At 36.8% G+C, this 26,497-nt stretch carries 22 protein-coding genes; 13 read left to right on the forward strand and 9 right to left on the reverse strand.

Going from position 1 to position 26,497, the window contains the following annotated elements; all coding sequences use genetic code 11:
* Positions 1–3: 3 nt before the first annotated feature.
* On the reverse strand, positions 4–909 hold the full coding sequence (locus GNP81_RS01935; RefSeq protein ID WP_063644448.1) for a LysR family transcriptional regulator: 906 nt from the start codon (positions 907–909) through the stop codon (positions 4–6).
* 196 nt (positions 910–1,105) lie between these two features.
* Between GNP81_RS01935 and GNP81_RS01940 the strand changes: the two genes are divergently transcribed.
* Both GNP81_RS01940 and GNP81_RS01945 read left to right on the forward strand, forming a co-directional pair.
* Positions 1,106–3,157 carry an alkyl/aryl-sulfatase gene (locus GNP81_RS01940; protein ID WP_155674046.1) on the forward strand — a complete coding sequence of 684 codons (2,052 nt, stop codon included), beginning with the start codon at positions 1,106–1,108 and terminating at the stop codon, positions 3,155–3,157.
* A gap of 83 nt (positions 3,158–3,240) precedes the next feature.
* Positions 3,241–3,615, forward strand: coding sequence for a hypothetical protein (locus tag GNP81_RS01945; protein ID WP_155670096.1), 375 nt, complete (start codon positions 3,241–3,243; stop codon positions 3,613–3,615).
* 2 nt (positions 3,616–3,617) lie between these two features.
* Here GNP81_RS01945 and GNP81_RS01950 read toward each other — a convergent pair whose 3' ends face one another.
* Together GNP81_RS01950 and GNP81_RS01955 are read right to left on the reverse strand one after the other, a co-directional pair.
* On the reverse strand, positions 3,618–4,526 hold the full coding sequence (locus tag GNP81_RS01950; RefSeq protein ID WP_155674047.1) for a DUF808 domain-containing protein: 909 nt from the start codon (positions 4,524–4,526) through the stop codon (positions 3,618–3,620).
* Between the two features lie 143 nt (positions 4,527–4,669).
* The gene (locus GNP81_RS01955; RefSeq protein WP_155674048.1) at positions 4,670–5,551 is read right to left on the reverse strand and encodes a DUF5666 domain-containing protein; all 882 of its coding nucleotides are present in this window, start codon (positions 5,549–5,551) and stop codon (positions 4,670–4,672) included.
* 81 nt (positions 5,552–5,632) lie between these two features.
* On the opposite strand from GNP81_RS01955, the gene GNP81_RS01960 reads away from it, so the two are divergent.
* From GNP81_RS01960 to GNP81_RS01970, 3 genes are all read left to right on the forward strand, one after another.
* Positions 5,633–6,298, forward strand: a complete 666-nt coding sequence (locus GNP81_RS01960; RefSeq protein WP_155670102.1) for a response regulator transcription factor — start codon at positions 5,633–5,635, stop codon at positions 6,296–6,298.
* Positions 6,273–7,529, forward strand: a complete 1,257-nt coding sequence (locus GNP81_RS01965; RefSeq protein WP_155674049.1) for a sensor histidine kinase — start codon at positions 6,273–6,275, stop codon at positions 7,527–7,529. Before GNP81_RS01960 ends, GNP81_RS01965 begins: the two co-directional genes overlap by 26 nt.
* Before the next feature lie 74 nt (positions 7,530–7,603).
* Positions 7,604–8,752, forward strand: coding sequence for a YcbX family protein (locus tag GNP81_RS01970; protein WP_336495466.1), 1,149 nt, complete (start codon positions 7,604–7,606; stop codon positions 8,750–8,752).
* Positions 8,753–8,799: 47 nt separating this feature from the next.
* Here the strand turns inward: GNP81_RS01970 and GNP81_RS01975 are convergent, their stop codons facing one another.
* Positions 8,800–9,162, reverse strand: a complete 363-nt coding sequence (locus GNP81_RS01975; protein WP_155674050.1) for a hypothetical protein — start codon at positions 9,160–9,162, stop codon at positions 8,800–8,802.
* 196 nt (positions 9,163–9,358) lie between these two features.
* Between GNP81_RS01975 and GNP81_RS01980 the strand changes: the two genes are divergently transcribed.
* The 5 genes from GNP81_RS01980 (at position 9,359) to GNP81_RS02000 (ending at position 14,435) form a co-directional block, all read left to right on the forward strand.
* The gene (locus GNP81_RS01980; protein WP_155670106.1) at positions 9,359–9,766 is read left to right on the forward strand and encodes an RNA-binding S4 domain-containing protein; all 408 of its coding nucleotides are present in this window, start codon (positions 9,359–9,361) and stop codon (positions 9,764–9,766) included.
* A gap of 157 nt (positions 9,767–9,923) precedes the next feature.
* Positions 9,924–10,253 carry a DMT family transporter gene (locus tag GNP81_RS01985; protein WP_155670108.1) on the forward strand — a complete coding sequence of 110 codons (330 nt, stop codon included), beginning with the start codon at positions 9,924–9,926 and terminating at the stop codon, positions 10,251–10,253.
* 115 nt (positions 10,254–10,368) lie between these two features.
* Complete coding sequence (locus GNP81_RS01990; protein WP_155674051.1) at positions 10,369–10,986, forward strand: NAD(P)H-dependent oxidoreductase; 618 nt, start codon at positions 10,369–10,371, stop codon at positions 10,984–10,986.
* A gap of 7 nt (positions 10,987–10,993) precedes the next feature.
* A complete protein-coding gene (locus GNP81_RS01995; RefSeq protein WP_155674052.1) occupies positions 10,994–12,910 on the forward strand; it encodes a monovalent cation:proton antiporter-2 (CPA2) family protein in 1,917 nt (638 codons plus the stop codon).
* Between the two features lie 424 nt (positions 12,911–13,334).
* Positions 13,335–14,435 carry a winged helix-turn-helix domain-containing protein gene (locus GNP81_RS02000; protein ID WP_155674053.1) on the forward strand — a complete coding sequence of 367 codons (1,101 nt, stop codon included), beginning with the start codon at positions 13,335–13,337 and terminating at the stop codon, positions 14,433–14,435.
* Between the two features lie 36 nt (positions 14,436–14,471).
* Here GNP81_RS02000 and GNP81_RS02005 read toward each other — a convergent pair whose 3' ends face one another.
* Positions 14,472–15,974: a DUF3612 domain-containing protein gene (locus GNP81_RS02005; RefSeq protein WP_155674054.1), complete on the reverse strand. Its 1,503-nt coding sequence runs from the start codon at positions 15,972–15,974 to the stop codon at positions 14,472–14,474.
* A gap of 158 nt (positions 15,975–16,132) precedes the next feature.
* Between GNP81_RS02005 and GNP81_RS02010 the strand changes: the two genes are divergently transcribed.
* On the forward strand, positions 16,133–16,693 hold the full coding sequence (locus GNP81_RS02010; protein ID WP_017019785.1) for an aldolase/citrate lyase/malate synthase family protein: 561 nt from the start codon (positions 16,133–16,135) through the stop codon (positions 16,691–16,693).
* Between the two features lie 33 nt (positions 16,694–16,726).
* On the opposite strand, the gene GNP81_RS02015 is transcribed toward GNP81_RS02010, so the two are convergent.
* The 3 genes from GNP81_RS02015 to GNP81_RS02025 form a co-directional block, all read right to left on the reverse strand.
* A complete protein-coding gene (locus tag GNP81_RS02015) occupies positions 16,727–18,082 on the reverse strand; it encodes a diguanylate cyclase domain-containing protein (RefSeq protein WP_155674055.1) in 1,356 nt (451 codons plus the stop codon).
* 107 nt (positions 18,083–18,189) lie between these two features.
* Entirely contained in the window at positions 18,190–18,543 is a 354-nt protein-coding gene (locus GNP81_RS02020) for an MmcQ/YjbR family DNA-binding protein (RefSeq protein ID WP_336495465.1), read from the reverse strand.
* A 283-nt stretch (positions 18,544–18,826) separates the two neighbouring features.
* The gene (locus tag GNP81_RS02025; RefSeq protein ID WP_155674056.1) at positions 18,827–19,615 is read right to left on the reverse strand and encodes an AraC family transcriptional regulator; all 789 of its coding nucleotides are present in this window, start codon (positions 19,613–19,615) and stop codon (positions 18,827–18,829) included.
* A gap of 551 nt (positions 19,616–20,166) precedes the next feature.
* On the opposite strand from GNP81_RS02025, the gene GNP81_RS02030 reads away from it, so the two are divergent.
* Both GNP81_RS02030 and pepT read left to right on the forward strand, forming a co-directional pair.
* Entirely contained in the window at positions 20,167–20,547 is a 381-nt protein-coding gene (locus GNP81_RS02030; RefSeq protein ID WP_012535458.1) for a helix-turn-helix domain-containing protein, read from the forward strand.
* Positions 20,548–20,681: 134 nt separating this feature from the next.
* A complete protein-coding gene (pepT, locus tag GNP81_RS02035) occupies positions 20,682–21,911 on the forward strand; it encodes a peptidase T (protein WP_155674057.1) in 1,230 nt (409 codons plus the stop codon).
* A gap of 157 nt (positions 21,912–22,068) precedes the next feature.
* Here the strand turns inward: pepT and fdhF are convergent, their stop codons facing one another.
* Positions 22,069–26,232 carry a formate dehydrogenase subunit alpha gene (gene fdhF, locus GNP81_RS02040; protein ID WP_155674058.1) on the reverse strand — a complete coding sequence of 1,388 codons (4,164 nt, stop codon included), beginning with the start codon at positions 26,230–26,232 and terminating at the stop codon, positions 22,069–22,071.
* Positions 26,233–26,497 lie beyond the last annotated feature (265 nt).

Here is a 26,497-nt window from a genome sequence, read left to right on the forward strand (position 1 = left end):
CGATTAATCTCTTTCGGCTGCGATGATCAATTCTCGCAGCCATTGATTTGCACTATTACTTTGCGACTTTATGGACCAAATCATATGAATTGAGGTTGTACGTGTTGAGAAAGGTAATGGCAACATTTGTAATTTAAATTGTTCTTTATATTGCGAAACTAATCGAACAGAGTTAACACCAACAAAATCAGATTGTGCAACACAAGCCATCATTCCAAGCATAGACGTATGTTCGCTCCCCATTGTTCTTTTAGGTAATACCTCTTTAGCTAAAAACTCTGTAATGGTTTGTTTTACTCGTCGCATATTTAGAAATGCATGATCCTCATTAAAATACTGTTCATGAGTAATTTCTCCAAATATTCGAGGGTGCCCAATACGTACGATACAACAAGCGGCATCCTCAGAAACAATCACACTTTTTAGAGAAGATTGATGTGGTTTCATTACATCAAGCACCAAATCCACTTTTTCACGCATCAAGGCATCAAATGTTTCTTCTTCATTGCTAGGAAGCTCCTTTAACGTCACTGTAATATTACTCCCCTTTAATAACTCTCTTAAACGTATTTGCAAACGGGGTAATACAGACTCTAAAGCATACACAATAAAATTTCGTGACGACGTCAAAGGCTCAAACCTATCGTCTCGACCAATGGTATTAACTAAAGACATAACTGATGGCTCCACAGCTTCAAAAAAGTGCTTTCCGAAAGCTGTCATCTCGATACCACGCCCAGACCTCGTAAATAGTTCGTTCCCTAACGCTTTTTTTAAACGACGAATAGCATTACTTACAGAAGATTGAGTTAAATCTAGCTCTTCTGATGCTTTAGTAAATGAACCTGTTTGGCATACGGACACAAAAACCCGTAATAGATTCATATCAAAATCTTTTTGTTTTGACACCGTCAACTCCCTTAATTGAACTTAAATAGCACATCATTGCATTTATATTATAAATAGTCAGTATAGCGTGTTCTCTCTTTTTAAATGTATCAATTTCTTTAATATTCCTATCAACACTGAGGATTAACTTACTAAAGTGACCTCACAAAATTTGTAATTGATAAATAATTTATAGTTTATTTAAATTGGTGGATTTATGAAAAAGACAATTTTAGCGGTATTAATATCTTCTATCTCTTTAGGTTCTATTGCAGCCGAACATAACCATGAACATTTTAGCGACATAGGAAATCAAGGCGGTAAACCAGCAACAAAAACAACAATAGAAAAAAATAAAGCATTCGCTAAAACACTAAACTTTTCTGATATACGAGCTTTTGAAAATAACAACAAAGGTTTAATTGCTTCATTTGATAAAAAAACAGGTGACATCATCCGTAATAGTTTTGACTTTATTGATCCATCAATAGCTAACGCAGATAATGCGCCTGATTCTGTTAATCCATCATTATGGCGACAAGCAGTTTTAAACCAAGCAGCAGAAGGTTTATATGAAGTCATTCCAGGGAAAATATACCAAGTTCGTGGCACTGATTTAGCATCAATTTCTTTTATACGTAGTGAAAATGGTTGGATCGCCTACGATGTATTGTTAACTAAAGAGTCTGCAAGTCAGTCACTAAAATTCTTTCAAGAAAATGTGCCAGAAGGCGGTGATTTACCCGTTATTGCAATGATCTACTCTCATTCTCATGCCGACCATTTTGGTGGTTCAGCAGCAATAAAAGAAGCATTTCCTGATGTAAAAGTGTACGGTTCAAAATTTATTACGAAAGAAATTGTAGATGAAAATGTTTTAGCTGGTAACGCTATGTCTCGCCGTACAGCTTACCAATATGGTGCTACGTTAAATCGTCACGAACACGGTATTGTTGATGCAGCATTAGCTAAAGGGTTATCAAAAGGGGCAATTACCTACGTACTACCTGATTACGAGTTAAACCATAACGACGAAATTGAAACCCTGATCATTGATGGATTAGAGATGCAATTTATGGATGCATCAGGTACAGAAGCCGCATCTGAAATGGTCACTTATATCCCAAGTTTAAAGGCTCTATGGACTGGTGAACTTACATACCAAGGCATGCATAACCTTTATACGCTTCGCGGAGCAAAAGTACGTGATGGGCTCAAATGGTCGAAAAAAATTAATGAGATGCTAATTACTTGGGGAGCAGACACTGATGTTCTTTTTGCATCACACTCGGCACCAGTTTGGGGAACGGATGAAATTTCTGATTACTTAAAAATGCAGCGTGATGCTTATGGCTTTACTCATAATCAAACTCTGCGTCTAGCTAACAACGGTGTTGTTTTGCAAGACATGGGTGATGAAATTTATACGGTGATGCCTGAGAGCATTCAAAAGACATGGCACACCAATGGTTATCACGGCACATACTCTCATAATGCACGTGCTGTATATAATATGTATTTAGGCTATTTTGATATGAACCCAGCTAACTTAAATCCATTACCAGTAAAACCTGAATCAGTGAAATTTGTTGAATATATGGGAGGCAGTGATGTAATTGTTGAGAAAGCAACCACAGATTTTGCTAAAGGTGAATATCGTTTTGTTGCAACCGTCTTAAACAAAGTAATTCAAGCTGAACCTGAAAATACAGATGCCCGTAGACTGCTTGCAGATACTTATGAACAATTAGGTTATCAAGCAGAAGGGGCTGGATGGAGAAACATTTACTTAACTGGTGCACAAGAATTACGTGTAGGAACTTTACCTGGCGCACCCAAGACTGCATCGCCAGATGTCCTCGCTAATATGACAATTGAAAACTTATTAGATTATTTAGCGGTTCGTGTGGATTCATTAAAAGCACAACATACTCCATTTACGTTAAACCTTGTTATTCCTGATAACAAAGAGACCTATTTTGTAGAAATGTCTAACGGTAATCTAAATAACATTTTAACTGATAAGCAAATGAAAGCCGATGCATCATTAATTATCAAACAAGGTGATGTTTCAAGTATTTTACTACAAAAAACAACCTTAAAATCATTGCTAGAAAATGGAAAAGCGATCATTAAAGGTGATAAATCAGTATTGAAAAAGCTTACCGATTCACTCACTAACGCTGATGAAAAATTTGAAATAGTTCCTCGTCCAGAAAAAGGAAAAGAAATTGATGCTAAGCTTTATGAAGCAGCACATGAACATTAATTAATATAGGTTTACATCAATCACTCAAACAGCCGGTGATTCATGCATCGGCTTGTTTCTCTTTTAAAACTACAGGGGCAAATATGAAATCATTTTTTATTAAATCTCTTTTAATTATTTCAACTCTATCCTTCTTTGGTTGTGCAAAAACAACAACCGTTACTAATGAAAATACAGTTAACACACACCCTGTTGAAGTATTTTATAGTCCACCAACGGAAAGAACCTATACTGAACTCGGGATCATTAATACCCAAACTGGCCAAACAATTTTTCACGATAGAAGTAATGAAGGGATGGTTGCAAAGCTACAAGATGAAGCTGAAAAGTTAGGTGCTGATGCCATTATTGTTAGAGCATCAAAAGAAGGTACTTGGGGATTAAAAGGAGGAGGCAATACAGGCTTCGAACGCGGTAACGCCGAAGCCATTGCGATTAAATTTACAGATGGTCAATAATGTTATCTTGATTTTATTTTTTGGTAGGTACTCATAAGAAAAAGTAAAATCAAACCACTAAATAACCCAATAAATCCGTTTCCAATAGTTAGGTAAGTTGCGGATACATAAGGAATAGAAGGAAGTAGGTTCACCACCCTTTCTAACGCATGGTGAACAAATGGAAGACTGTGAACCACAATGCCACCACCGACTAAAAACATAGCAATGGTACCAACAATAGTTAGTAGTTTCATAAGCTTAGGGGCCATTGCAACCAATCCATTACCAATAGATCCAATAACGCCTTTACCTTCACTTTTTCGTTGTAAGTAAAAACCAAGGTCATCCATTTTGACAATACCTGCAACTAAGCCATAAACACCTATCGTCATTAACACTGCAATTAAACTCATGACTAATACTTGTGTTAAAAATGGATGGCCTTGTACTGTACCTAATGCAATCACAATAATTTCAGCTGAAAGAATAAAATCAGTACGAACCGCACCTTTGATTTTCTTTTGCTCATAATCGCCAATGTCTTCTTGGTTCGTTTCACTTTCTTTCTTATGTACTTCTTTTACGTCATGGTGTTCAAAAAATTTTTCATGAATCTTTTCTGCACCTTCAAAGCACAAAAACAAACCACCAATTAATAATAATGGCGTAATTAGCCAAGGAGCTACAGAGCTAATTAATAATGCTGCAGGAACTAAAATACATTTATTTCGAAAAGAGCCTTTAGCTACCCCCCATACGACTGGTATCTCACGCTCAGCTCTCACTCCAGAAACTTGCTGTGCATTAAGCGCTAAGTCATCACCTAAAACACCAGCTGTTTTTTTCGCGGCAACTTTCGACATCAATGCTACGTCATCAAGAACTGAAGCAATATCATCTAATAATGTTAATAAACTTAACCCAGCCATTGTGTTTCCTTATTTGTATTTATTACATCTAAACTAAATAGTAACGCTAATTAACCATTCATGATGACTTATTTTTTATATTACCTACAAAAACAGAAAACCACTGACTCATGAAAGTCAGTGGTTTTTAATATTTTCACTAATTAATCAAATTCAATTTCTGATGCTTGCAATTGACCTGCATTATTTATCAAATCAACATCAACTCGAGAACCAACTTTCAATTCATCTTTAATGCCATCTTCAAAGCGAGTGTTTTCCGTAATCACAACGTCAGTTCTTCCGTTTAGCGTCATTAATGTTTTATCATTATTTAGTGCTGTAACGTAACCTTCTACTTCCGCATTTGCTAAATCTAGATCATCTTCAACATCGACGTCATAAGCTTTAAAATCAGTGCTAAAGTGCCCTTCGACTTCAACCCAAGCGTTAACTTTTAGCTCGGCTAAATCTTCATAATCCATGCCAGCATTTGAATAGTCAACTTTCATTGTTCCAATATTAAAATGCGAGTTCTCTTTATCAATTGAGGTAATTTTACCTTCATATAAATCTTCTGCTGGTAAGAAATTCGCTTTGTGAATTGCATTAATCACCCATTTACCTGTTTGATCAACATACCCAAATAACATCACTCGATTCGAATTAGTTCCAACAAGATCTTTAGCGATATTTGCATATTCAAATACTTGGCCATTAACAGTAATTTCAGATTCAGTAACCAGAGTCGCGATACCTACAATTTCAGGATCAATATCAACTTCATATGCAATACCATCATCGTATTCAACATCAACTTGCATGCCTGGCTCAAGCTCTGTGGAATCAACATAATGACCATTCAACTCAATTCGAGCACTAGACAAACTTAACGCCATAGCATTAACCGTCATTGAATCTGCATGAGCATTAACAGACTCAATCTCCCCCATATAAGTACTTGATGCGCGGCTATCACTTGATTCATCAGAACCACAACCCGTTAAAACCATACTACCTAATAATAAAACAGCAACTTTCTTCATTTTTTAACCTAATTATTATATTTAATGCAATTTATGGGGGTAAAATAGCGTATGGAGTGTGAAGGATTCGTGAAGAAGAAAATGAAAGTATTAATTGTTGAAGATAATCACCATGTAGCAGAAACCATTGCTGATTATTTAGAGCTTGTTGGCATTGACATTGATTGTGCTTACCATGGTGCAGCCGCCATCGAAATATTAAAAGAAGAAACCTTTGATGTTATTGTCATGGATATCATGATGCCTAAGCTCGACGGTATTAGTACCGTTGAAGTTCTGCGTAATGATTATGCTTGTAGTACGCCAATTCTTTTTTTAACCGCTAAAGATACATTGGAAGATAAAGTTCATGCTTTTGAGGTAGGCGGTGATGATTATTTGGTGAAACCATTTGCCATGGAAGAATTGCACGTACGCTTATTAGCACTATCTAAACGAGGCAGAAGAACTGACATAGGCAAACTGACCTTTGAAGACATGGAAATGGATATAAAGGCTGGTACATTATATCGCCAACAAAAGCTCATTAAACTAGCGCCAATACAATTAAAAATTATTGCGTTATTAATGAAAAAAGCACCTGATATTGTCAGTAAAAATGAAGTCATTGAACACGTTTGGGGTGATGAATCACCATCAAGTGATGCCCTAAGAAGCCACTTGTACACCATAAGAAACGCCATTGATAAAGATTTTGATATTCCAAGACTAGAGACCATTCATGGAAAAGGCTACCGACTTAAATAAAGGCTCGCAACAACCAAGCTTTTTTAAAAAAATCCGTTGGACATTTGGCATCCTCACTTTTTTGATGTTCGGATTATTCTGGGCGGTTATTTATATTGCAGAAGATCAATTAGAGATCATTAGCTTGCATCACTGGTTAGATACAGAAGCAAACCAATACATCAAAAAATACGCACAGCTAGGTGAAGATACACCATTACCTAATGAAGATGAGTTTTCTACATACTGGAGTGAAAGAGAACACCCTCTTTGGCTAAATAACTATAAAAAAGCAGGCTTGTATGAGCAACTTTTAGGCACAGAAGATAAGCACTTTATCGTTAGTCCACATCCTTCTGGTGAGGGGCTCCTGTATATTCTTTTTCAAGATGATGCAGATGACTATTTGGATGAATACGAGGCAAACCTACACACATTGACTCTCTTCTTAGGTACTATATCAACCATATTAATGATCTTATATGGTATTTATTTTGTTCGTAGTATCTCGGTGCCACTTCGTCATATCCAACATAAAGTAGGATTAATGTCTCCCGAACACCCAGACTTTACTATTGATACTAAATATCAAGAAACCCAAGAGATTGAACGTTCTCTTTTAGAAAGCAAACATCATATTGCTCAATTCTTTACGAGAGAGAAAGAGTTCAGTCGCTTTGCTTCCCATGAATTGAGAACACCAATAATGGTAATCCAAGGTTCTGCTGATTTATTAGCAAAAGTACCAAATCAACCAAACGTTGCTTTAAAAGCGATTAATCGCTTACATCAAGCAAGTGAAGAGATGACACTGCTTACAGAAACCTTTTTGCTTTTAGGTAAACAAGACATTGAAGCGCATCATTTTCATCATTATAAAATTGAAGATATTCTAAAAACTCAACTCGATCACTTACAGCCTTTATTTGCCAAACAAGAGATGGGGGCACAACTTTCAATCATTAAAGGAGAGCCTTGCCTTGCCCCTAGTAGCTTTATTACCGTTGTGATTAATAACTTAATCAAGAATGCTTTCAGTTACAGTGTTGGAGACATTCAAATAGAGCTTAATAACAACCAACTTTGCATTACCAACTGCCACGATGGCAATGATACCTATAATGCAGGATATGGTTGTGGCCTAGTTATTGTTGAACGTATTTGTGAAAGAATGAACTGGGCATTCACCATAGAACAAACAGAGAAAGACTTTATAACTACCGTTAATTTTACTTCTTTCCAAATGACTTAATCATTGAAAGAGTGTATCTCAAGTACTTTTGGTACACTCCTTATTTCCATAACACATATAATACGGACATCATTGTGAGCAAAACAATTTCAACTTTATCTCAAATAAACATTTTTCCTGTTAAATCAATTGCAGGTGTACCTCAATCTAGCGCTTACGTTGAAAAGCAAGGATTGCAATGTGACCGCCGTTTTATGGTGACTGATCTCAATGGTAAAATGATCACAGCTCGCACTCATCCCCAAATGGTTAAAATTAGTGCGCTCATTGAACCTGATGGTCTAATTCTTTGTTATCCAGGATTAATTGATTTGCATCTCACTTTCAATGAATTAGAGATGAAGCAGACAGAAGCAAAAGTATGGAATGACTCTTTTTCTGCCTACTCAACGAATCAAGAAGCTAATCAATGGTTCTCTTCAATTTTATCAACAGATGCGCAATTACTTTATACTGGTGAGCAATCAAATCGTATCCGTGAAAAAATCCAAACAAACGTGAGCTTTGCCGATGGTTATCCATTGCTTGTCATTAGCGAAGCCTCTCTTGCAGAACTAAATAAGCGCAGTAGTAGCCATCATACAATGTCGCAATTTCGCACAAACTTAGTGATTTCTGGTGATGATGCTTTTATTGAAGATTCTTGGAAGCGTATTCGCATTGGTGAAGTCGAATTTGAAATAGTAAAACCTTGCCAACGTTGCATTTTAACAACAGTAAACCCAAGAACGGCACAATATCACCCAGATAAAGAACCTTTAAAAACGTTCTCAACTTTCCGCGCTGATGAAAGTGGCAATGTGTATTTTGGGCAAAACCTCATTGCCAAAAATGAAGGCACAATTAAGCTAGGTGATAAGATTGAGGTTTTAGAAAGTAAAGAAAAAGAGTTTTACCTTGATTCTAGCTCTGAAGCACTAGAGGAAAAAGCAATCACACACACAAGTAAAAAACCGGATACTCCAGAAGAAATCACTATCAGCTTAAATGGTCACTTATTCACGGGTAATACGGAGCAACCGCTCCTTATGCAAGTCGAAGAGGCAGGATTAAGCATAAATAACAGCTGTCGTGCCGGTTTATGTGGTGCTTGTCGAGTAACATTAGAATCTGGGGAAGTTGAACAAGAAGATTCTCCCGCTCTTAATCAAAAATTAAAAGATGCAGGAATGATACTGGCTTGTTGCTCTGTTCCTAAAACAGATGTTGAAATCGTTGATTAACTCTTAATAAAACGGTGCTATCAATACAGCACCGTTTAATTCCAATACTATAAACTACACATTTTAACAGCACTAAGAGCTTTATCTTCTAAAAACTCAAGCTCTATGGATGTGGTATATACTTGCACTTTAGAACCAGTGGAAGTAGTTTTAATATCAGCTAAATGCGTTAGTTCGCCGTCGATGTAATGCGTGACCTGATAACCTGAATCTTTTACCCGATAATTGACTACAGGACTATATATCAAATAATCCAAGCTCTCCCATTTTTCAGTAATGCAATCTGCAATTTGCTCTGAATCCTTAGTGCTTTCTAACAACAAATTCGGCTCAGATTGGCGCAATTTTTCTGGTGTTGCCGCACACCCAGCAAGAAGTAACACTGTACTTATTAGCATCAGTTTTTTCATAATGTCCCTCAACTTCTCTTATCACGAATATAACTTCAGAAATATACTTCCCACTATTCACGTATTAAAAACAGAACGCAAGTAGTGGTTACCAAATTACATAACCATCATTAACTACATTTAGATAAAAAATAGCCCTAGGCGACACTTACACCCTCAGTTACAATACGTGTAATTGCTAATCAAAGAGATCCTCATGTCAGATCAAGAAGAATTTGAAGTTGAAGCCATTGGTGTTGAAGTAAACGTTCAACCTATCGAGCTATATAAAGTCCTAAAAATTGCTAACGTTGTTAGTGGCGGTGGTGAAGCTAAACATGTTATTGGCGAAGGCTATGTTGGTGTAAACGGTGAATTAGAACAACGTAAACGTCGTAAAATGTATGATGGCGATGTTATTGAGTTTAATGAAGAATATTACGTTGTAATTTGTGATACTCCTGTTGGTGAACTACCAGAAATCGAAGAAAAACCTCAACCAATGCCGAGTGAACCAGAGCATTCAGCACCAAAAAACAAAAAAAATAAGAAGAAAAAACAAAAGCCAGATCAACCAACTACGGTAGATCCTGAGAGTGGTCGTCGCTCAATTAACTTCTTCTAAAAATTAGGCTCAATACTATCAATATTGAGCCAACTTCTCTTCACCCTCTCATTATTACACTCACGTAAAAGTAATTCATCCTTTTAGCTATTATCATTAAATTTGAAATAACTATACTACGTCTACTTATCAACTCAGCTAAATAGGAATTCATAAAATGGGATGGCTCTTTCTTCTTCTTGCCGTTGCTTCAGAAGCGTTTTCACACGTAGCACTAAAAGCAACCGATGGGCTTTCACATCTAATACCAAATGTCATTGTAATTACTGGCCACCTAGGTGCTTTTTATTTTCTTAGCCAAGCAATGAAAACATTACCTGTAGGGATTGCTCATGCATCATGGGCTGGCTTAGCTATCATTGCGGTAACACTGATTTCGAGTGCATTTTATCATCAACATTTAGACAATAAAATTTGGTTAGGTATTGGGTTTATCAGCATTGGTATTGCACTAATTAACCTATCATCTACGCCTCATGTGCACTAAAAAGCCTAATTGTTAGAATTTATGCAAATTTCATAAGCTGAAAATCATTTCTATTATATTTTCTTGCTATCATATAAGTATAAATACAATAACTTAAATAATAGAAAGAGGTTTTATGATAAACCCAGCTAAAAAAGTACTCATTTTATTCGCTCATCCTTCTCAACATCGCTCTGAAGTTAATGTGGCATTAATCAGGCAAGCTAAAAAAATTGAAAATGTCACTGTTGTCGATCTGTACCATGATTATCCAAAATTCAATATTGATATCGATAAAGAACAAAAACAACTTTTAGATCATGATGTTGTAATTTTTCAATTTCCGCTTTACTGGTACTCAACCCCAGCTATTTTAAAAGAGTGGCAAGATATGGTTTTAGAGTACGGTTTTGCTTATGGTACAGACGGTAATGCACTAAAAGGGAAAACCTTTCTATGTGCTATCACCGCTGGAGGTAAGGAAGAGGCTTACCAAACGAATGGATATAATCAGTTCACTATCCGTGAGCTTCTACATCCGCTTGAGCAGATGGCTTCACTAACCAATATGGAATACATCGCTCCATTAGTGCTATTTGGCGCTAGAACCGCATTAGAAGATGACCGTATTGAAAGACATACTGAGCGTTTTAAAACCTTACTGTCCGCTTTAATTGAAAACCGTGTTGATACTGAGGTAGCAAAAACATTACCTAAACTAAACCACTCATTCGATAAATTTATTAAGGAATAAAAGCATTATGACTGGATATTTTTTACAAGCTTTTATCTACCTTGTAGCCGCTGTTATTGCTGTACCAATCGCTAAACGTCTAGGGCTTGGATCTGTTCTTGGCTATTTAATTGCAGGGGTGGTTATAGGACCTATCATAGGTCTTGTTGGTGAAGAAACAACGACCATTCAACACTTTGCTGAATTTGGCGTTGTTATGATGCTATTTCTTGTCGGTTTAGAGCTTGAGCCTAAAATGCTATGGAATATGCGTAACCGTTTAATGGGATTAGGAGGACTGCAAGTTGTCGGCACTACTGCAGCCGTAATGGGTCTTGCTATGTTTTTCGGTCAATCATGGACTATTGCACTGACCATTGGCTTAATCTTTGCCCTATCATCCACTGCGATAGTATTGCAAACATTCAATGAAAAAGGGTTAGCCAAAACAGAAGGCGGCCAAAATGCTTTCTCTGTATTACTTTTTCAAGATATTGCAGTAATCCCAATGTTAGCTTTTATTCCACTATTAGCATTACCTGAATTAGTAGCAAAAGCGCAATTGGCGGCCGCAACTGCTGCTGAGCATCATGAAGAATTAAGCCTTGTTGCAGGCCTTCCAGGCTGGGCATATGGACTAGTGATTACCGCATCCATCGCATTAGTTGTCGTTGGCGGTCATTATTTAAGTCGCCCTCTATTTCGCTTTGTAGCAAGCTCTGGACTTAGAGAAATATTCACAGCAACAGCACTCATGCTTGTTATTGGTATTGCAGCCTTAATGAGTTTAGTCGGCCTATCTCCAGCTCTAGGTACTTTCCTTGCTGGTGTCGTTTTGGCAAACTCAGAATTTAGACATGAACTTGAATCCAACATAGATCCATTTAAAGGGCTTTTATTGGGATTATTCTTCATTACCGTAGGTGCAGGGATCGATTTTGGCATTCTATTTAATGATTTCTTCCTAATCATCGGTTTAACAATCGGTGTCATGGTACTAAAAGCGGCTGTTTTATATATATTAGCTCTGATCTTTAAGATCAAAAACAGTAACCGTTGGTTATTTACGCTTAGCCTAGCGCAAGCAGGGGAATTTGGGTTTGTTTTATTAAGTTTTACCGTTCAAAACCATGTATTACCACAAGAAGTCGCTCAACCATTGTCATTAGTTGTTGCTCTTTCTATGTTCTTTACCCCAGGTTTATTTATCTTATTTGATAAAGTGATTCTGCCTAAATTTGAACAACAATCAAATGAAAGAGAAAGTGACACAATTGAAGAAAAAGGCACGGTAATTATTGCTGGTGGCGGTCGATTCGGCCAAGTCGTCAACCGTTTCTTAGTATCTAACCACGTAAATACCGTTGTTCTCGATCATCAGGCTGATCAAGTCGATTCTTTAAGAAAAGTAAATACCAAAAGTTACTTTGGAGATGCGACTCGTCCTGATTTGCTGCATACAGCAGGAATTGAGCACGCTGCAATGCTTGTTGTGGCTATTGATAATCAAGAAAGCAGTATAGAACTGGTTAAATACGTCAAGCACACGTATCCAAAAGTAAAAATTCTTGCTCGTGCATTTGATAGAGGTCATTCATATATGCTCCGTTGTGCTGGTGCTGATTTTATTGAATCAGAAACAACCCGCTCAGCACTTGAAATGGGAGCTGAAGCTATGCGTAGTTTAGGCCAACATCCATTCCATGTTGAACAACAAAAAATAGCATATAAAAAAGTAGAAAATCAAAGCTCAGATAAGCTCTATCAAGCGTGGCTAGATGACTCTGAAGGTGAGCGCTTTGATAATAACTATCGTAAGCTGTTTATTGAGCTAGAAGGAACAATCAAACATGCAATGAGCAAAGACCGCTCAGATAAACACAATCAATCAGAACGGGCATGGACTCCCCCACCAAAAGGTTATACTGATTATATTGATGAATAACACATAAAACATTAATAATTTAAATGATCATTACGCTTATACTTTTATTTCTAGATACTTAAAAGTATAAGCGACAAATCACACCTAGAAATTAATAATTAAACATAAAAATTAACTATCCTTATTTTATCTTCATATTCTTCCTTAATATTCAGTATGCAATTCCTTTCTTTTACTCAAACGTATAGAAATTCCTATAAAAAACCTGTAACTTAATGCTAATTTTTCAAGTTATATTATTTATCTCTTTTTATTCAAATAGATAGATGATTTATTTTTTTTATCGTTATCTATAAAAACATTCATGGTTGATTTTGGTTTATTTATTGATAATGAAGTTTCTTTCTTGATATGCTTGCCGCTATAACAACAATAATATTAATAACCCCTTTAGTTTTTCAGTTTCCTTTTCTTAGGTTACATAATGCTCAAAAACAATCTTATACGATTTAAAGATATAACGTTTAACCCAAAAACAAACCAAATAAATAAAAATGATTGCACGATTAAGTTAACTCATAGTGAATCAAAAATTTTAAAGCTGCTTTTAACTTCACCAAATAAAGTTTTCTCAAAAGATGATATTTTTACTTATGTTTGGGAGGGAACAGCAAGCAATATAGGTGTTGTACCACAGACGATTTCAGTTTTACGCAAAAAATTACACTATAATGAAATATATCTAATTGAAACAGTTAAGAAAAAAGGATACAAAGCAGATGTAAATGGTACTTTTTTTGAAAAAAGCAAGATAAATAAGAATCATTTGCTTTTATCGATTGCTATTATCATCTCTTTCTGTTTATTCCTGATCGCTTTTGAGAAGCATATATCAAATGCAAAAAACAGTGATGAAATAAAATTAGAAGAGTTAATGCCAAATGTATTTCAAATAAGTGACTCGTTACCATTTATCTTTGATCCAACCGTTTTAAGAAGTAACACCACTTATTATATTAACCGGCAATCAAATAACTTAAACATATCAGCTTGTCGACAAATTGGTACACAATGTGATTTAACATACAACAAAATTATATTTTTACAAAACAATGAATCAAATACAGTTATTACTCAATATATTCAAGATGTTAAGTTCACAGAAACAATGTATAAAGATGAGTTGAATACAAATCCAATTCGATTTAATTATGCAGCCAGAATAGGTGTTAAAAGTGAAAATGATAATTATTACAACGGACAAATAATTGCCAATTACCACTTGAAGAAAAGAAATAATAAATACGTTTATAACAAAGTATCTATTGTGATTGATGAGACTGGGTTTGCGGGAGAATGTTCGTACACTAGGGAGCCAGAAAAGCCTTTTCTTGAATGTAATGAAGGTGACTGTGCAAGCTATGTAGGCTCTATATCTGACCCTAAAAAAGCGGTTGCGTATAAAAACTTATTTCAATACCCGACAACTGGATTGAACATTTTATTATTTCCAATAGATGAAGATGTATCCTTATTTTACAATACAGAGTCGGGATTATCTTACTTAGTTTATCAATATAACTAAAATAAAAATAGCCGTTAAATCAATAGTTAACGGCTATCATTTATAACAAGTAGGTTTTCGAGGACAAACCGCACCACGAGAACATATCACTTTTGCATCACTCTCTACACCACGTTCAATCCAGTTAATATTTAAAATTTTAGCTACACTAATAAGCTCTCGCTTAATATTTTTAGAAATTGAACTTTCGCCCCCATTTTTTACACATGCTTTTTGTAAATCTCTAGCTAAAGCAACCGCATCTTTACCTTGCGCTTCTATTGCTGGATTTAAATCTACGCCAGCACATAACACCCTATTGTTCCCTGCAGGATCTGTCATATTTACGGATTCACAGCAATATATTCGAGGCTCTTGAGCTACATTTAAAATAGATATTTGAGCAGAACTGCCCTCTTTAGGTTCAGTTAATCGTCTGAATACAGCCCAATGCTGACATGGATCACTTACTTGCTTCATGTTACCCCAAGGTAGAGGGATCCCATTACCTCTATACACAGCCTTAAGCTTTCCAGGAGCATAAGCATCAAAATAGTGCCAATGAGGGTAAGGCGAAACAACCGTCATTCTTCGCATGGCAACTGAAGGAGAAACACCAGCTAAACGATGAGCGTCAACTTCATACCCATATCGGTCAAGTAATTGCCTAAATGGTACTTTAGGGCATAATAGAGCTCCAGCAAAAAAGCTTGATTCAAAATCACGCCACGCATGCAGTATATCTTGTGCATTCAAAGCACTGTCTGTGTGATGGACTTCTTCATCAAAAACTCGGTGACTTCCTACAGATAAGGAACTTTTTAATCCTTCTTTATTGTGTAAAACGCAATGGCCAATATAAACGGCTAAATCATATTTAAGTCTCGTTGGATGCTGTTTTAGCATCTCATTTAAATAAACTGTACAAGGTGGTTCGAAAAAAGAAGTCAGCAGTTCTTTTCCATTAACGCCAAACTCATCAACAACGGCCTTTGGTGTTTCTTTCACCCACTTTAAAACTAATCCATGTTTTAATGCCATATCCATCATTTGTTCAACACTAAGAGGTAATTGCTTTAAACCAACTTCCTCTGCTGCTCGCTCTAGATCTGGAAAATGATTTTGGTTATTTTCTTGATGGGCACGTATAAGAAGATGAGCAAATTGCCTTCCTGTTATCCCTGTTTGATTAAGCATTTCTGGGATCGCAATTTGAAGAATGTCATTAGAGAAAAGAAAGCTTGGTTCCAAAACCATCCCACTTATCCCACCTTTTCTTCCTTTATCTGGTGTTATCACTTGTGCCTCGGGTTCATTATCTAAAAACCAACTACTTTCTTTTTGAAATACGGTTGCAATCACTTCAAGCATATCAGCACTCGGAACACGCTTTCCTCTTTCGATCATAGAAAGATACGATACTGATGGAGAGTTTTCAGGATCCACTCGAATGCACCGAGTAGAAAGATCCTCCATCGTTAAATGATTGCGTTTTCTCAGATTACGAATTTTTGTTCCAAGAAAATGGCTTTGTCTAATAATACTTTTTGACTGTCGCATCTTGTAAAATTCACACTGTTAAGTTTTTGTTGTGAAATTGTAGTTAAAATTAGGCTAAGCTTCAATTTAAGTAAGCAAACAACTCTGACCAGTGTGACTTACCTAACAATGCCGATAATTAAATCGGCATAGATAAAGACTTTTTCGAGGGTACGATTATGGCTATTACCAATATAAACAAAGAAAGTAACACACAACAAGAAGCTCCGTTTATGGCTGAAGCTGTTTACGCCGTCGAAAAAATGGAAGCAAAACAAGAAGAAAAGCAACATCAAATCAAAGGTCTTCTTGACCAGCTATTCCCATTAACAAAAGGTTCACATCAAGATGTTACTAACTACTTACTTGATTATCATCATTTAGTGGTTTTCTTTAAAGATGGTGGTTGCAGTGGATTGCGTAATCCAGGAAAATTCGTTGCTTTCACAGGACACAGGTCATCGCCTGATACTATTTTGTTAAAAGATAACAGTGGCAGTCATGTTGAAATTATTTTTGGTCTTCATACTCCAGGTAAAGATTCACTGGTTACTATAGCTGATGTAGAAATAGAAACATGCACAACATTTAGTCAAGACTTTAGCTTAGCCGCTATGCGTCACTGGATTAGTTTAATAAAGCGTGATAACAGTTCACACATTAAAGCTCATCAAGTTGATAAAGAATATACAGCCAAAAATGGTGATGAATACCAACTTAACAGCTGCTTTAGTCTCTAATTAAAAGCCATTTTCATATCGGAAATGGCTGTTTTATTGATAGTTATGTTTATCTAAATACATATTTTGATCTGCTTGATGCAGTAATTCATCAGGACTTTTCATCTCTTCAAGATATAAAGCATAACCAATACTCGTCTCAACACGTATTTCCCACTCTTTAAACTTAACTGGTGATGATGAAATGCACGTTTCAATTTTTTTCATTATCAACTCAATATCGTCTTTTTTATGGACTCTTGGTAACAATATTAAAAACTCATCTCCCCCGACTCTTGCAACGACATCATTACTTCTTAATAAACTAACAATTCGCGTTGCAACGTCTTTCAAGACTGCATCTCCTGCAGCATGACCATAAGTATCATTAATACGTTTAAATTTGTTTAGATCCAAATTTACCAAAACAAATGACTTGTTTTTCTTTTTCGCTTTCATAAATAGCGTATTTAAGGTGTACATAAAATAACGCCGATTAGGTAAATGGGTTAATTCATCTTCAAGCGAACTATTAATGGCCATGACATACAATCTAAAAATGATCACTAACGCAAATATACCTAAACCAAAAAAGGCATAACCAACCAATCTAATAATTTGAATTCGATACCATGGATACCACATTTCTAGAGATTGCTTTTGTATTGCTAATTGCCAACTACCATAAGGTAAAGTTACTTTTTCAACCGCAATGGGATCATCAAAAACACTTTCTTTACCAAGGAATAGTTCTCCGAATTCTCCTTGGCTATCCTTACCTCGCATCGCAAAAGGATATTTAACCTTTAGTTGATATACACCTGTACCATAAAACAAAGCATCTATATTTAAAACGATACTAATAGACCCCCAATACTGTGTATTAAAGGGAGGATCAAGAAAAACGGGCATTCTAGCTATAAACGCTTTTCCCCCTTGAAATAACTCAACAGGACCTGCGATAAATATACTCTCATTATTGCGTGCTTTTTGAACGGTAATCCATTGTATTGGTATGCTTCTTAAATCAAGGTCAATCGCTCGCTCATTTCCTTTAAGAGGATACAAATATTTAACTACATCATTTGGAGCGATCGCTAAATGACGTATATATTGTGAGTCTCGATAAAGCTCTTGAGCGATAGGATCCCATTGTTCTAACGTTGATTCAGGATTAACCGTGAGCAATGTAGCTAGACTATTTGCATAGTAAATATCAGAATAGATAGCACTCTCAAGATCAGAGCGGACCTTTGCTAGCTCCACTTTTACTTTATTACTAATTTGATTATGAAGAAAGTTATTTTGTTTTTGATGCAATTCTTCTATCACCCAAGTGACAACAAAAAAACAGCAACAAATAAACGTAATGATACTTATTCTTTTAGTAAAAAATAACTTTGCTTTCATAATTCTCCTTTGAGTACCCTAACGATAAATACTTAAATGATTGAATTATCAATGGTAGCATTTGTACAATTTTGTTGAAGCTTTAATCAACCTTCAAATTATCTTTTCTAATTATTAAGCTGACTTCTTTCGATTTTAGTTAATTTTGAAATGACAAGAGAGTATGAATTATCAATCCAGGCTTCAATCATACTTGCAGTTATCTCTTGAGAAGGTGCAATGGTAATCCAATGTTTTTTGTTCATATAATAGCCCCTTTCAATAGAGGCAAACTCTTCAGTTAAGAAGGTAACATCATCAGGGCTCGCTTTAAGAGTCAGACTCAATTGCCCATCTCTACATCCAATCAAAGCAAACATTTTATTAAATACTTTAAAAACATGGGCTTCAGGGCCAAATGGAAAAGAATCTTCGCTACATGGTTTAGCTAATAGATAATCAATATATTCATTTTGTTTCACTTTGCTCTCCTGATCACACACCTATCTCTTTTTCGTCGATACGCTCGTGCTAAAGTAATAACAACACTAATTATCAATAAGAAGCCCATGTCTCCTGAACTAAAACTGATTCTAATTGCTATTCTCTGTGCCCTTCTATCTATTGTAGGTCATTTTATTCTAAGTAGCCTATTTTCAGGTGCTTATTGGCTCGAAATGACAGCCGCCATCATCCCCTTGAGCTTTTTATTTATCGTATTTTTTTCTTTTAAATTCGCTCAAAAAAACGACCGACGTTAATGCATTATATTGAATGCTTTAATTTATACTGCTCAGGAGTACAGTCTGCATATCGCTTAAACATAGTAATAAAAGGGCTAGTTTGGTTATAGCCTAAACTAAATGCAATTTCTTTAATCGACATTTTCTTTCGTAATAAATCTAACGAATATAAATATCGGATCCGTAAACGCCACTCAGTAAAACTCATTCCTAATTCATTTTTACAGTGTCGAGCTAACGTCCTCTCTGTTGTGTGATTCCTTGCAGCCCATTGAGCTAAAGACGTTTCATCTGCGGGATTTGCTTCAAGCTCTTCTAATATTGGTTTAAGCAACTTATCTTGTGATGTAGGTAAAAACCGTTCGCTTTGCTTTGCAATTAACAATTGATCAAAGAGAACATGAATTAACCTCTCCTGCTGTTCATTCTGAGGTTGTTGAATATTGTGTTCACGTAACTCAGCAATGAGTGCTTCAACTAAAGGGCTAACCTCTAATAAGCAAGTATGCTCTGGTAACAGCTTGGCCAATTTAGGAATAATATTAACAGAACAGTATGCGATTGGTTTTCGATTATAACTTTGGTGTTGCACCCCAGCAGGTACCCATATAGCAAAATGAGAAGGAGCTAAAAACCTATGCCCTTCCGCCTCCAGCTCTAAAATACCACCACTGATAATTTGTAATTGCCCCCACAAATGAGAGTGCGATCTTGTCTCTGTATTAGAGCGAAATGCATCAAATAATAAATAAATATCTGATGGCAAAGTATCAAAAGTAACCGAAGCTTGTATATGCCTTGGTATAGCCATTTCACCTCCTAAAAACACACAAACAATTAACCATAAATTAATATTTAACCCTAATACAAGTAGATCTAATCATATTTCACCATAGTGAACAAGTTATTAATAGAAAATGAATGAAATATATTTAAAAACCGATTCCATACACATATTAAAATAATAACAATATTATAAAACACTTTCACATTAATTAATTAGATATTTATTCTACAAACTATTTGCAATACTATCTAAATATGATTAATATGCAGCCATACAATCAATCCGATACACTCTTATTGGATAATAATCAATAAGATAAAAATAAATTAATTTACTTTTATCTTAACACGCAACATCTAGTTATCACATATTCGTGTTAACTCATTTAAAATTCGACGATTTAAAAACATTTATTCTTGAAAGAAATAGCACCTTAAATAAAGTACATAGTTCCTATTATTTAGAATAAAATCACAAAATGAACTTTATTTCTTATGTAACTATAAAAATCTGAAATATTATTTCTATCAATAATTAACTGTTTTTAAAAATTAACATTTCCGAGGTATATAATTGTGTTAGATGAAAGCACCTCTATGGAAAGCATTTCTCGACGGATCGAGGCAAGAAAAATTGAACTAGGATTGTCTAATTCTCAAATTGCTACAGCATGTGATGTATCTACGAGAACAGTAATTAACTGGACGAGTGGACTTTCTAGCCCTCATATATCCAAATTGATTCCTTTAAGCTTTATCTTGAGAAAAGAGATTGGTTGGATCATTTCAGGTAGTGATAATATTCCTGATTGGCTTGGCGTTACGATGTCTGATGTTATTGGATTTCATCAAGAGTTATCAAAATACTCAAAATCAGAACGAACTATGCTATTTAAGTCGATTAGTAATCTAATTGAGCAGTTTGGTTTCATTTTAAAAACAAAAGAAAACAAGTAATAATTTGTATTTAGCGCATATGTTTTTAGTATGCGCTAACCACTTTGCTTTTTATGACCCATCGCAAACTTTAAATACTCTTTTTGATCAATACTTTCACTCAACTTTGTTTTCAATTACATAGAGTGAATATCATGAAAGACCTTGTAGAACGCTTTCTTTCTTATGTGAGTATTGATACTCAATCCAACCCTTCTGCACCACAGTGCCCAAGTACAGAAAAACAATTCAATTTAGCTAACCAATTAGTTTCTGAATTAAATGAGTTAGCACTTTCTGATGTCTCTATTGATGAAAATGGTTATGTCATGGGTCGTTTACCTTCAAACGTAGACTATGATGTTCCTGCAATTGGGTTTATTGCACACATGGACACTGCACCTGATGCATCAGGTGAAAATGTAAAACCACAAATCATTACTAATTATCAAGGCGACACAATAACTCTTGGTACCAGTGGTGAAGAATTAGCTCCAAGTCAGTTCCCTGATTTACTTAATTTAATCGGCCATGACTTAATCACAACGGATGGTACAACCCTCCTTGGTGCCGATAACAAAGCAGGCATTGCTGAAATTTTAACGGCTATTGCTGTATTAAAAGCAAACCCTGAGATCCCACACGGTGATATTTGTGTAGGCTTCACACCTGATGAAGAAATTGGTCGCGGTGCAAACTTATTTGATGTTGAAAAATTCAATGCGAAGTGGGCCTACACTATCGACGGCGGCCCGGTTGGTGAATTGGAATATGAAAACTTTAATGCCACTAGCGCAGATGTAATTTGTCATGGTGTAAATGTTCACCCGGGTACTGCCAAAGGTAAGATGGTTAACTCTATGAATATTGCAGCTCAATTTCAAATGATGATGCCAGCAGAGCAAACACCAGAAGGCACTGAAGGTTATGAAGGTTTCTATCATTTAAAATCAATGAACGCAGGCGTAGCCAAAACCGAACTTGGTTATATTGTTCGTGACTTTAGCCGTGAAGGCATGGCTGAACGTAAAACTTTCATGCAACAGAAAGTGAATGAATTAAATGCAAAACTAGAAAAAGGTCGTGTTGAACTCATTTTAACTGACAGCTATTTCAATATGCGTGAGATGGTAGAGCCTCATCCACACGTCATTGAACTGGCTAAAGAAGCAATGACTGCGTGCGACATTCAACCTGATATCAAACCAATTCGAGGCGGGACTGATGGTGCTCGTTTATCCTTCATGGGTTTACCTTGCCCCAACATCTTTACTGGTGGTTATAACTTCCATGGTATTCATGAATTTATTACGATTAACGGCATGAAACAAGCGGTTGATGTGATTGTGAAAATTGCAGAGTTAAACGCAATCAATAATAAATAATTACGTTTGATACCAATCAAAAATTTCAACGTAGTTATCGAGCATTTTAACCAGTTAGGATGACCAATTATTTACTACGATTGGTATTACTAACCATAGAAAATGCCCGATGATTAACTCAAATCATCGGGCATTTTATTTTACGTTATTACATTATTTATGCGCAGACTTCAGGTTCTGGTTGTAATACTTTTTCAACCTTCACCGCTGCCACTTTAAACTCAGGGATCTTGGCATGAGGATCGAGTGCAGTTGTGGTCAATTTATTCGCCGCCGCTTCTACAAAGTGGAACGGTACAAATATCACCCCTTCTTGCATACGTTTCGTCACAAATGCAGGAGCTTCAATCGTGCCACGACGTGTTGATACTCGAACCATTTCACTGTTAGAGATACCTAAGCGTTCTGCATCAGCCACACTCATCATGGCTCGCGGTCCAGCAAGGTTATTCAACCCTTTCGTTTTACGTGTCATGGTACCTGTATGGTACTGCTCCAATAAGCGACCCGTTGTGAGCACTAATGGATACTCTTCATCAGGTAGTTCAGCCGCATATCTAAATGGAACCGCTGCCATTTGACCTTTACCACGTAAGAATTGCTGATTATGCATAATGCGAGTGCCTTGCGGATTCGCTTCATTACATGGCCATTGAAGTCCATTCTTACCAATCGCATCCCAGTGCATGCCTTGGTACTGAGGCGTCACTTGAGTGATCTCTTCAGTAATGTCTTCAACCGATTGGTAGTTCCACTCTCCACCCATTGCATTGGCAATTTCTTGAATGATCCACCAATCTTCTTTCGCTTCACCCGGAGGGTTAACTGCCGGAGAAATGCGCTGAACACGACGCTCAGTGTTGGTAAAGTGACCCGCTTTTTCTGCAAATGAACACGACGGTAAAATCACATCTGCATAAGCCGCAGTTTCTGTCATAAAGATATCTTGTACAACTAAGAAATCTAACGTCTCTAAACCGTGAATAACGTGTGCTTGATCAGGATCACTCAACACTGGGTTCTCGCCCATGACGAATAAGCCTTTTACTTGTTCATGGCACGCCGCATCAATGATTTCGGTTAATGTTAAGCCTTTCTTACTTGGCAATGTTGGCTTACCCCACGCTTTTACGAACTTCTCGTAAACTGCAGGATTCTCGACTTTTTGGTAACCAGGGAAATCCGTTGGTAAAGCCCCCATATCACACGCGCCTTGGACGTTTGATTGGCCACGAAGTGGATTAATACCACCACCTTCAATACCAATGTTGCCACACAGCATTTGTAAATTAGCAATAGATCGAACGTTATCATGGCCCGTCGTATGCTGCGTAATACCCATTGAATAGTAAATAGCAGTACGCTTGGCTGTACCAATGTAACGTGCCATTTCAATCACATCTTGTGCTTTTACGCCTGTGATTAGCTCAATTTTCTCAGGTGAATACGCCTCTGACATGACTTCCGCTTTTAGTTCATTAAAACCTTCAACACGTTCAGCGATGTATGCTTGATCATGCCAGTTATTCTTAATGATCTGCTGCATGATACCGTTAAGTAACATCACATCCGTACCCGGACGTTGCGCTACATACAGTTCTGCATGATCAGAGATATCTACTTGTTTTGGATCCGCAACAATCAAACGAGCACCGTGATGACGGATGGCTTGTTTAATGTGAGAAGCAATAATCGGGTGAGCCGATGTCGTGTCTGAACCAATAATAAAGATCAGATCTGAGTGCTTGATACTTGGAATATCATTGGTCATTGCACCACTGCCGATAGAGGCTTCTAAGCCCGTTACCGTGGTTGAGTGACACAAACGTGCACAGTGATCAAGGTTATTGGTTTCAAACTCACGACGCACTAATTTTTGAAATGCATAGTTATCTTCATTGGTAGTTTTTGCCGACGAGAATCCCGCTAACGCATTGCCGCCATGTTGAGACTTGATGGCACTGAACTTATCAGCAACTAATGTGATCGCCTCTTCCCAACTTGCAGGAACTAACTCACCATTTTTACGAATTAACGGTGTTTTTAAACGCTCATCACTGCTGACAAAATCAAAACCAAAGCGACCTTTAACACACAGCATGCCTTCATTTACCGGAGACGATTTCGCACCTTGAACGTATTTAATTTTGTTTATTGATTCATCAACCATCATGGTTAACTTACAACCCACACCGCAGTATGTACAAATCGTATCAACTGGTTTTAAAATTTCGATTCGGCCTTGAGATTTATCACGAGAATCAACCAATGCACCAACAGGACACGCTTGAACACACGCACCACATTGCACACAGTTTGAGTTACCCATTTGATAACCATGTTCAAAACCAGCACGACATTCAGGACGAGAGGCATTGGTACCATCTTCATTTTTCATGAAGCTTAATACACCATGCACGCCTTTTTCGTTACACGCTTCGACACACTGACCACAGCTAATACAACGATTGGCATCAAACACGATGAATTCAGAGCTGGTATCAATAGCAAACTTCTGTTTACTTTCGTTGGTTAAATCCGTTTCATCCGCTTTGTATTCCGTTGCATAATCACGCAGCCCACAATTAGTGTTAGCTTGACATGCGCACTCTAAGCAACGCTCAGCTTCACGAATTGCATCTAGATTATCAAAGCCAGTTTCAACTTCATCAAAGCTTTGCTCACGCTGCTCAGCGGTTAACTCAGGCATGATGACACGCATTGCTTTTTGAATATGTTCAAAGTGCTTAGGATCAACCTGCTTAGTCTTCTTCTCTTTTTGAGAATTAAACGGTTTAGTTGGAATTCTCTCCATGTCACCGTTAAAAAAACGATCAATCGCCTCTGCAGCAATACGTCCATCAGCAACCGCTTCAATCGCCGTTGCAGGACCACGACGGAAATCACCGATGCTAAAAATATTTTTCACACCACTGTGCATTGTCAAACTGTTTGCATCAGCTGTATTCCAACGAGTCAGTGGCAAATCAATAGAGTCGTTCTCTAAAAAGCTTAAATCTGGCTTTTGCGATACCGCAGAAATGACAGTATCAAACTCTTCAATAAAGAATTCACCGGTTGCTTGAGGGCTGCGACGACCAGACGCATCCGGCTCACCCAATGCCATTTTTTCCAAGCGAACTTGAGCTACTCGTCCATTTTCATCAGCAATATTTTCAACAGGGTTAGTTAAAAAATGGAACTTAACACCTTCATGTTCAGCTTCAACCACTTCATAATCTTCTGCTGGCATCTCTTCACGAGTACGGCGATAAATCAAAGTAGTATCAGCACCATCACGCACCGCTGTACGAGCACAGTCAATCGCCGTGTTGCCACCACCAATAACCGCTACTTTTTTACCTGTTGTTAATTTAGATTCAGTTACGTAATCTTTTAGGTAATCAACACCTAAATAACAACCACCAAGCTCACTGCCTTGATAATGCATTTCAACGGCTTTTGAAGCACCGACCGCTAAACAGACTGCGTCATACTCATCACTTAGCTGTGTTAATGAGAAATCCTCACCTAGTTTCACAGACGTTTGAATTTCCATACCGTTGCGGCACATTAATTCGATTTCTTTATCTAAAATCGACTTTGGTAAACGATATTCAGGAATACCATAGCGTAGCCAACCGCCAGCTTTAGGCATCGATTCAAACACCGTTACACTGTAACCCTCATTAGTCAGATAATAACCACAGGTTAATCCACCCGGACCACTGCCAATCACAGCAATGGATTTACCTTTATCTGCCTTCTTTGGTGGAACATAAGATTCTTGAGCATGTAAATCCACATCAGCTGCGTGACGCTTTAACTGACGAATAGCTAATGGCTCATCAACCAAACCACGACGACATTCCGCTTCACAGAACGCAGGACAAACACGACCAATAGATAATGGCATTGGCAATGTTCGTTTAATGACCTCAATGGCTTTTTGATGATCATTTTGTGAAATGTGGTACAGATATGATTGTATATCTACGCCCGCTGGGCACGCAGTTTGGCACGGCGCTTCACAATCAGCGTAATGATCAGAAAGAATTTTGTTTAATGCACTTTGACGACGTTTTACTAACGCTTCAGACGAAGTGATCACTTGCATACCATCAACCGCTTGAGTTTCACAAGCTCGTTGAATTCCTTGACCTTCAATTTCAACTACGCATAAATCACATGGTACTTTCTCACCATTGATATTGTTTCCGCATAGTGAAGGGATTTCGACATTGCATTCCTTTGCAGCTGCTAAAAGTGTTATCTCTTCATCGATAGTGAATGTTTGTTTATCTATAGTTATTTTCATCATTCAATACCTAAGATTGACTATTAATTTTCTCGATTATATCACCACTTTTAGTCTGGTTTTGAACCAGATCGTATCTTTACAAAATCCCAACTCAACAAACGACATTTATTCTCATTACCCATCTCAATTTTCAACTTTTTTCTGTTCGTTCATTTATTTCTATGTGACATATCCACCAAAACGAAAACGAGACGAATGCGCGAACGAACATTTTTGCGTTAGATCAAAGAATGTGCCGAACATTAATATCATGATGATTTCATAC

The organism is Aliivibrio fischeri (assembly GCF_009727955.1).
In the GTDB taxonomy this organism is placed as follows: Bacteria; Pseudomonadota; Gammaproteobacteria; order Enterobacterales; family Vibrionaceae; genus Aliivibrio; species Aliivibrio fischeri_A.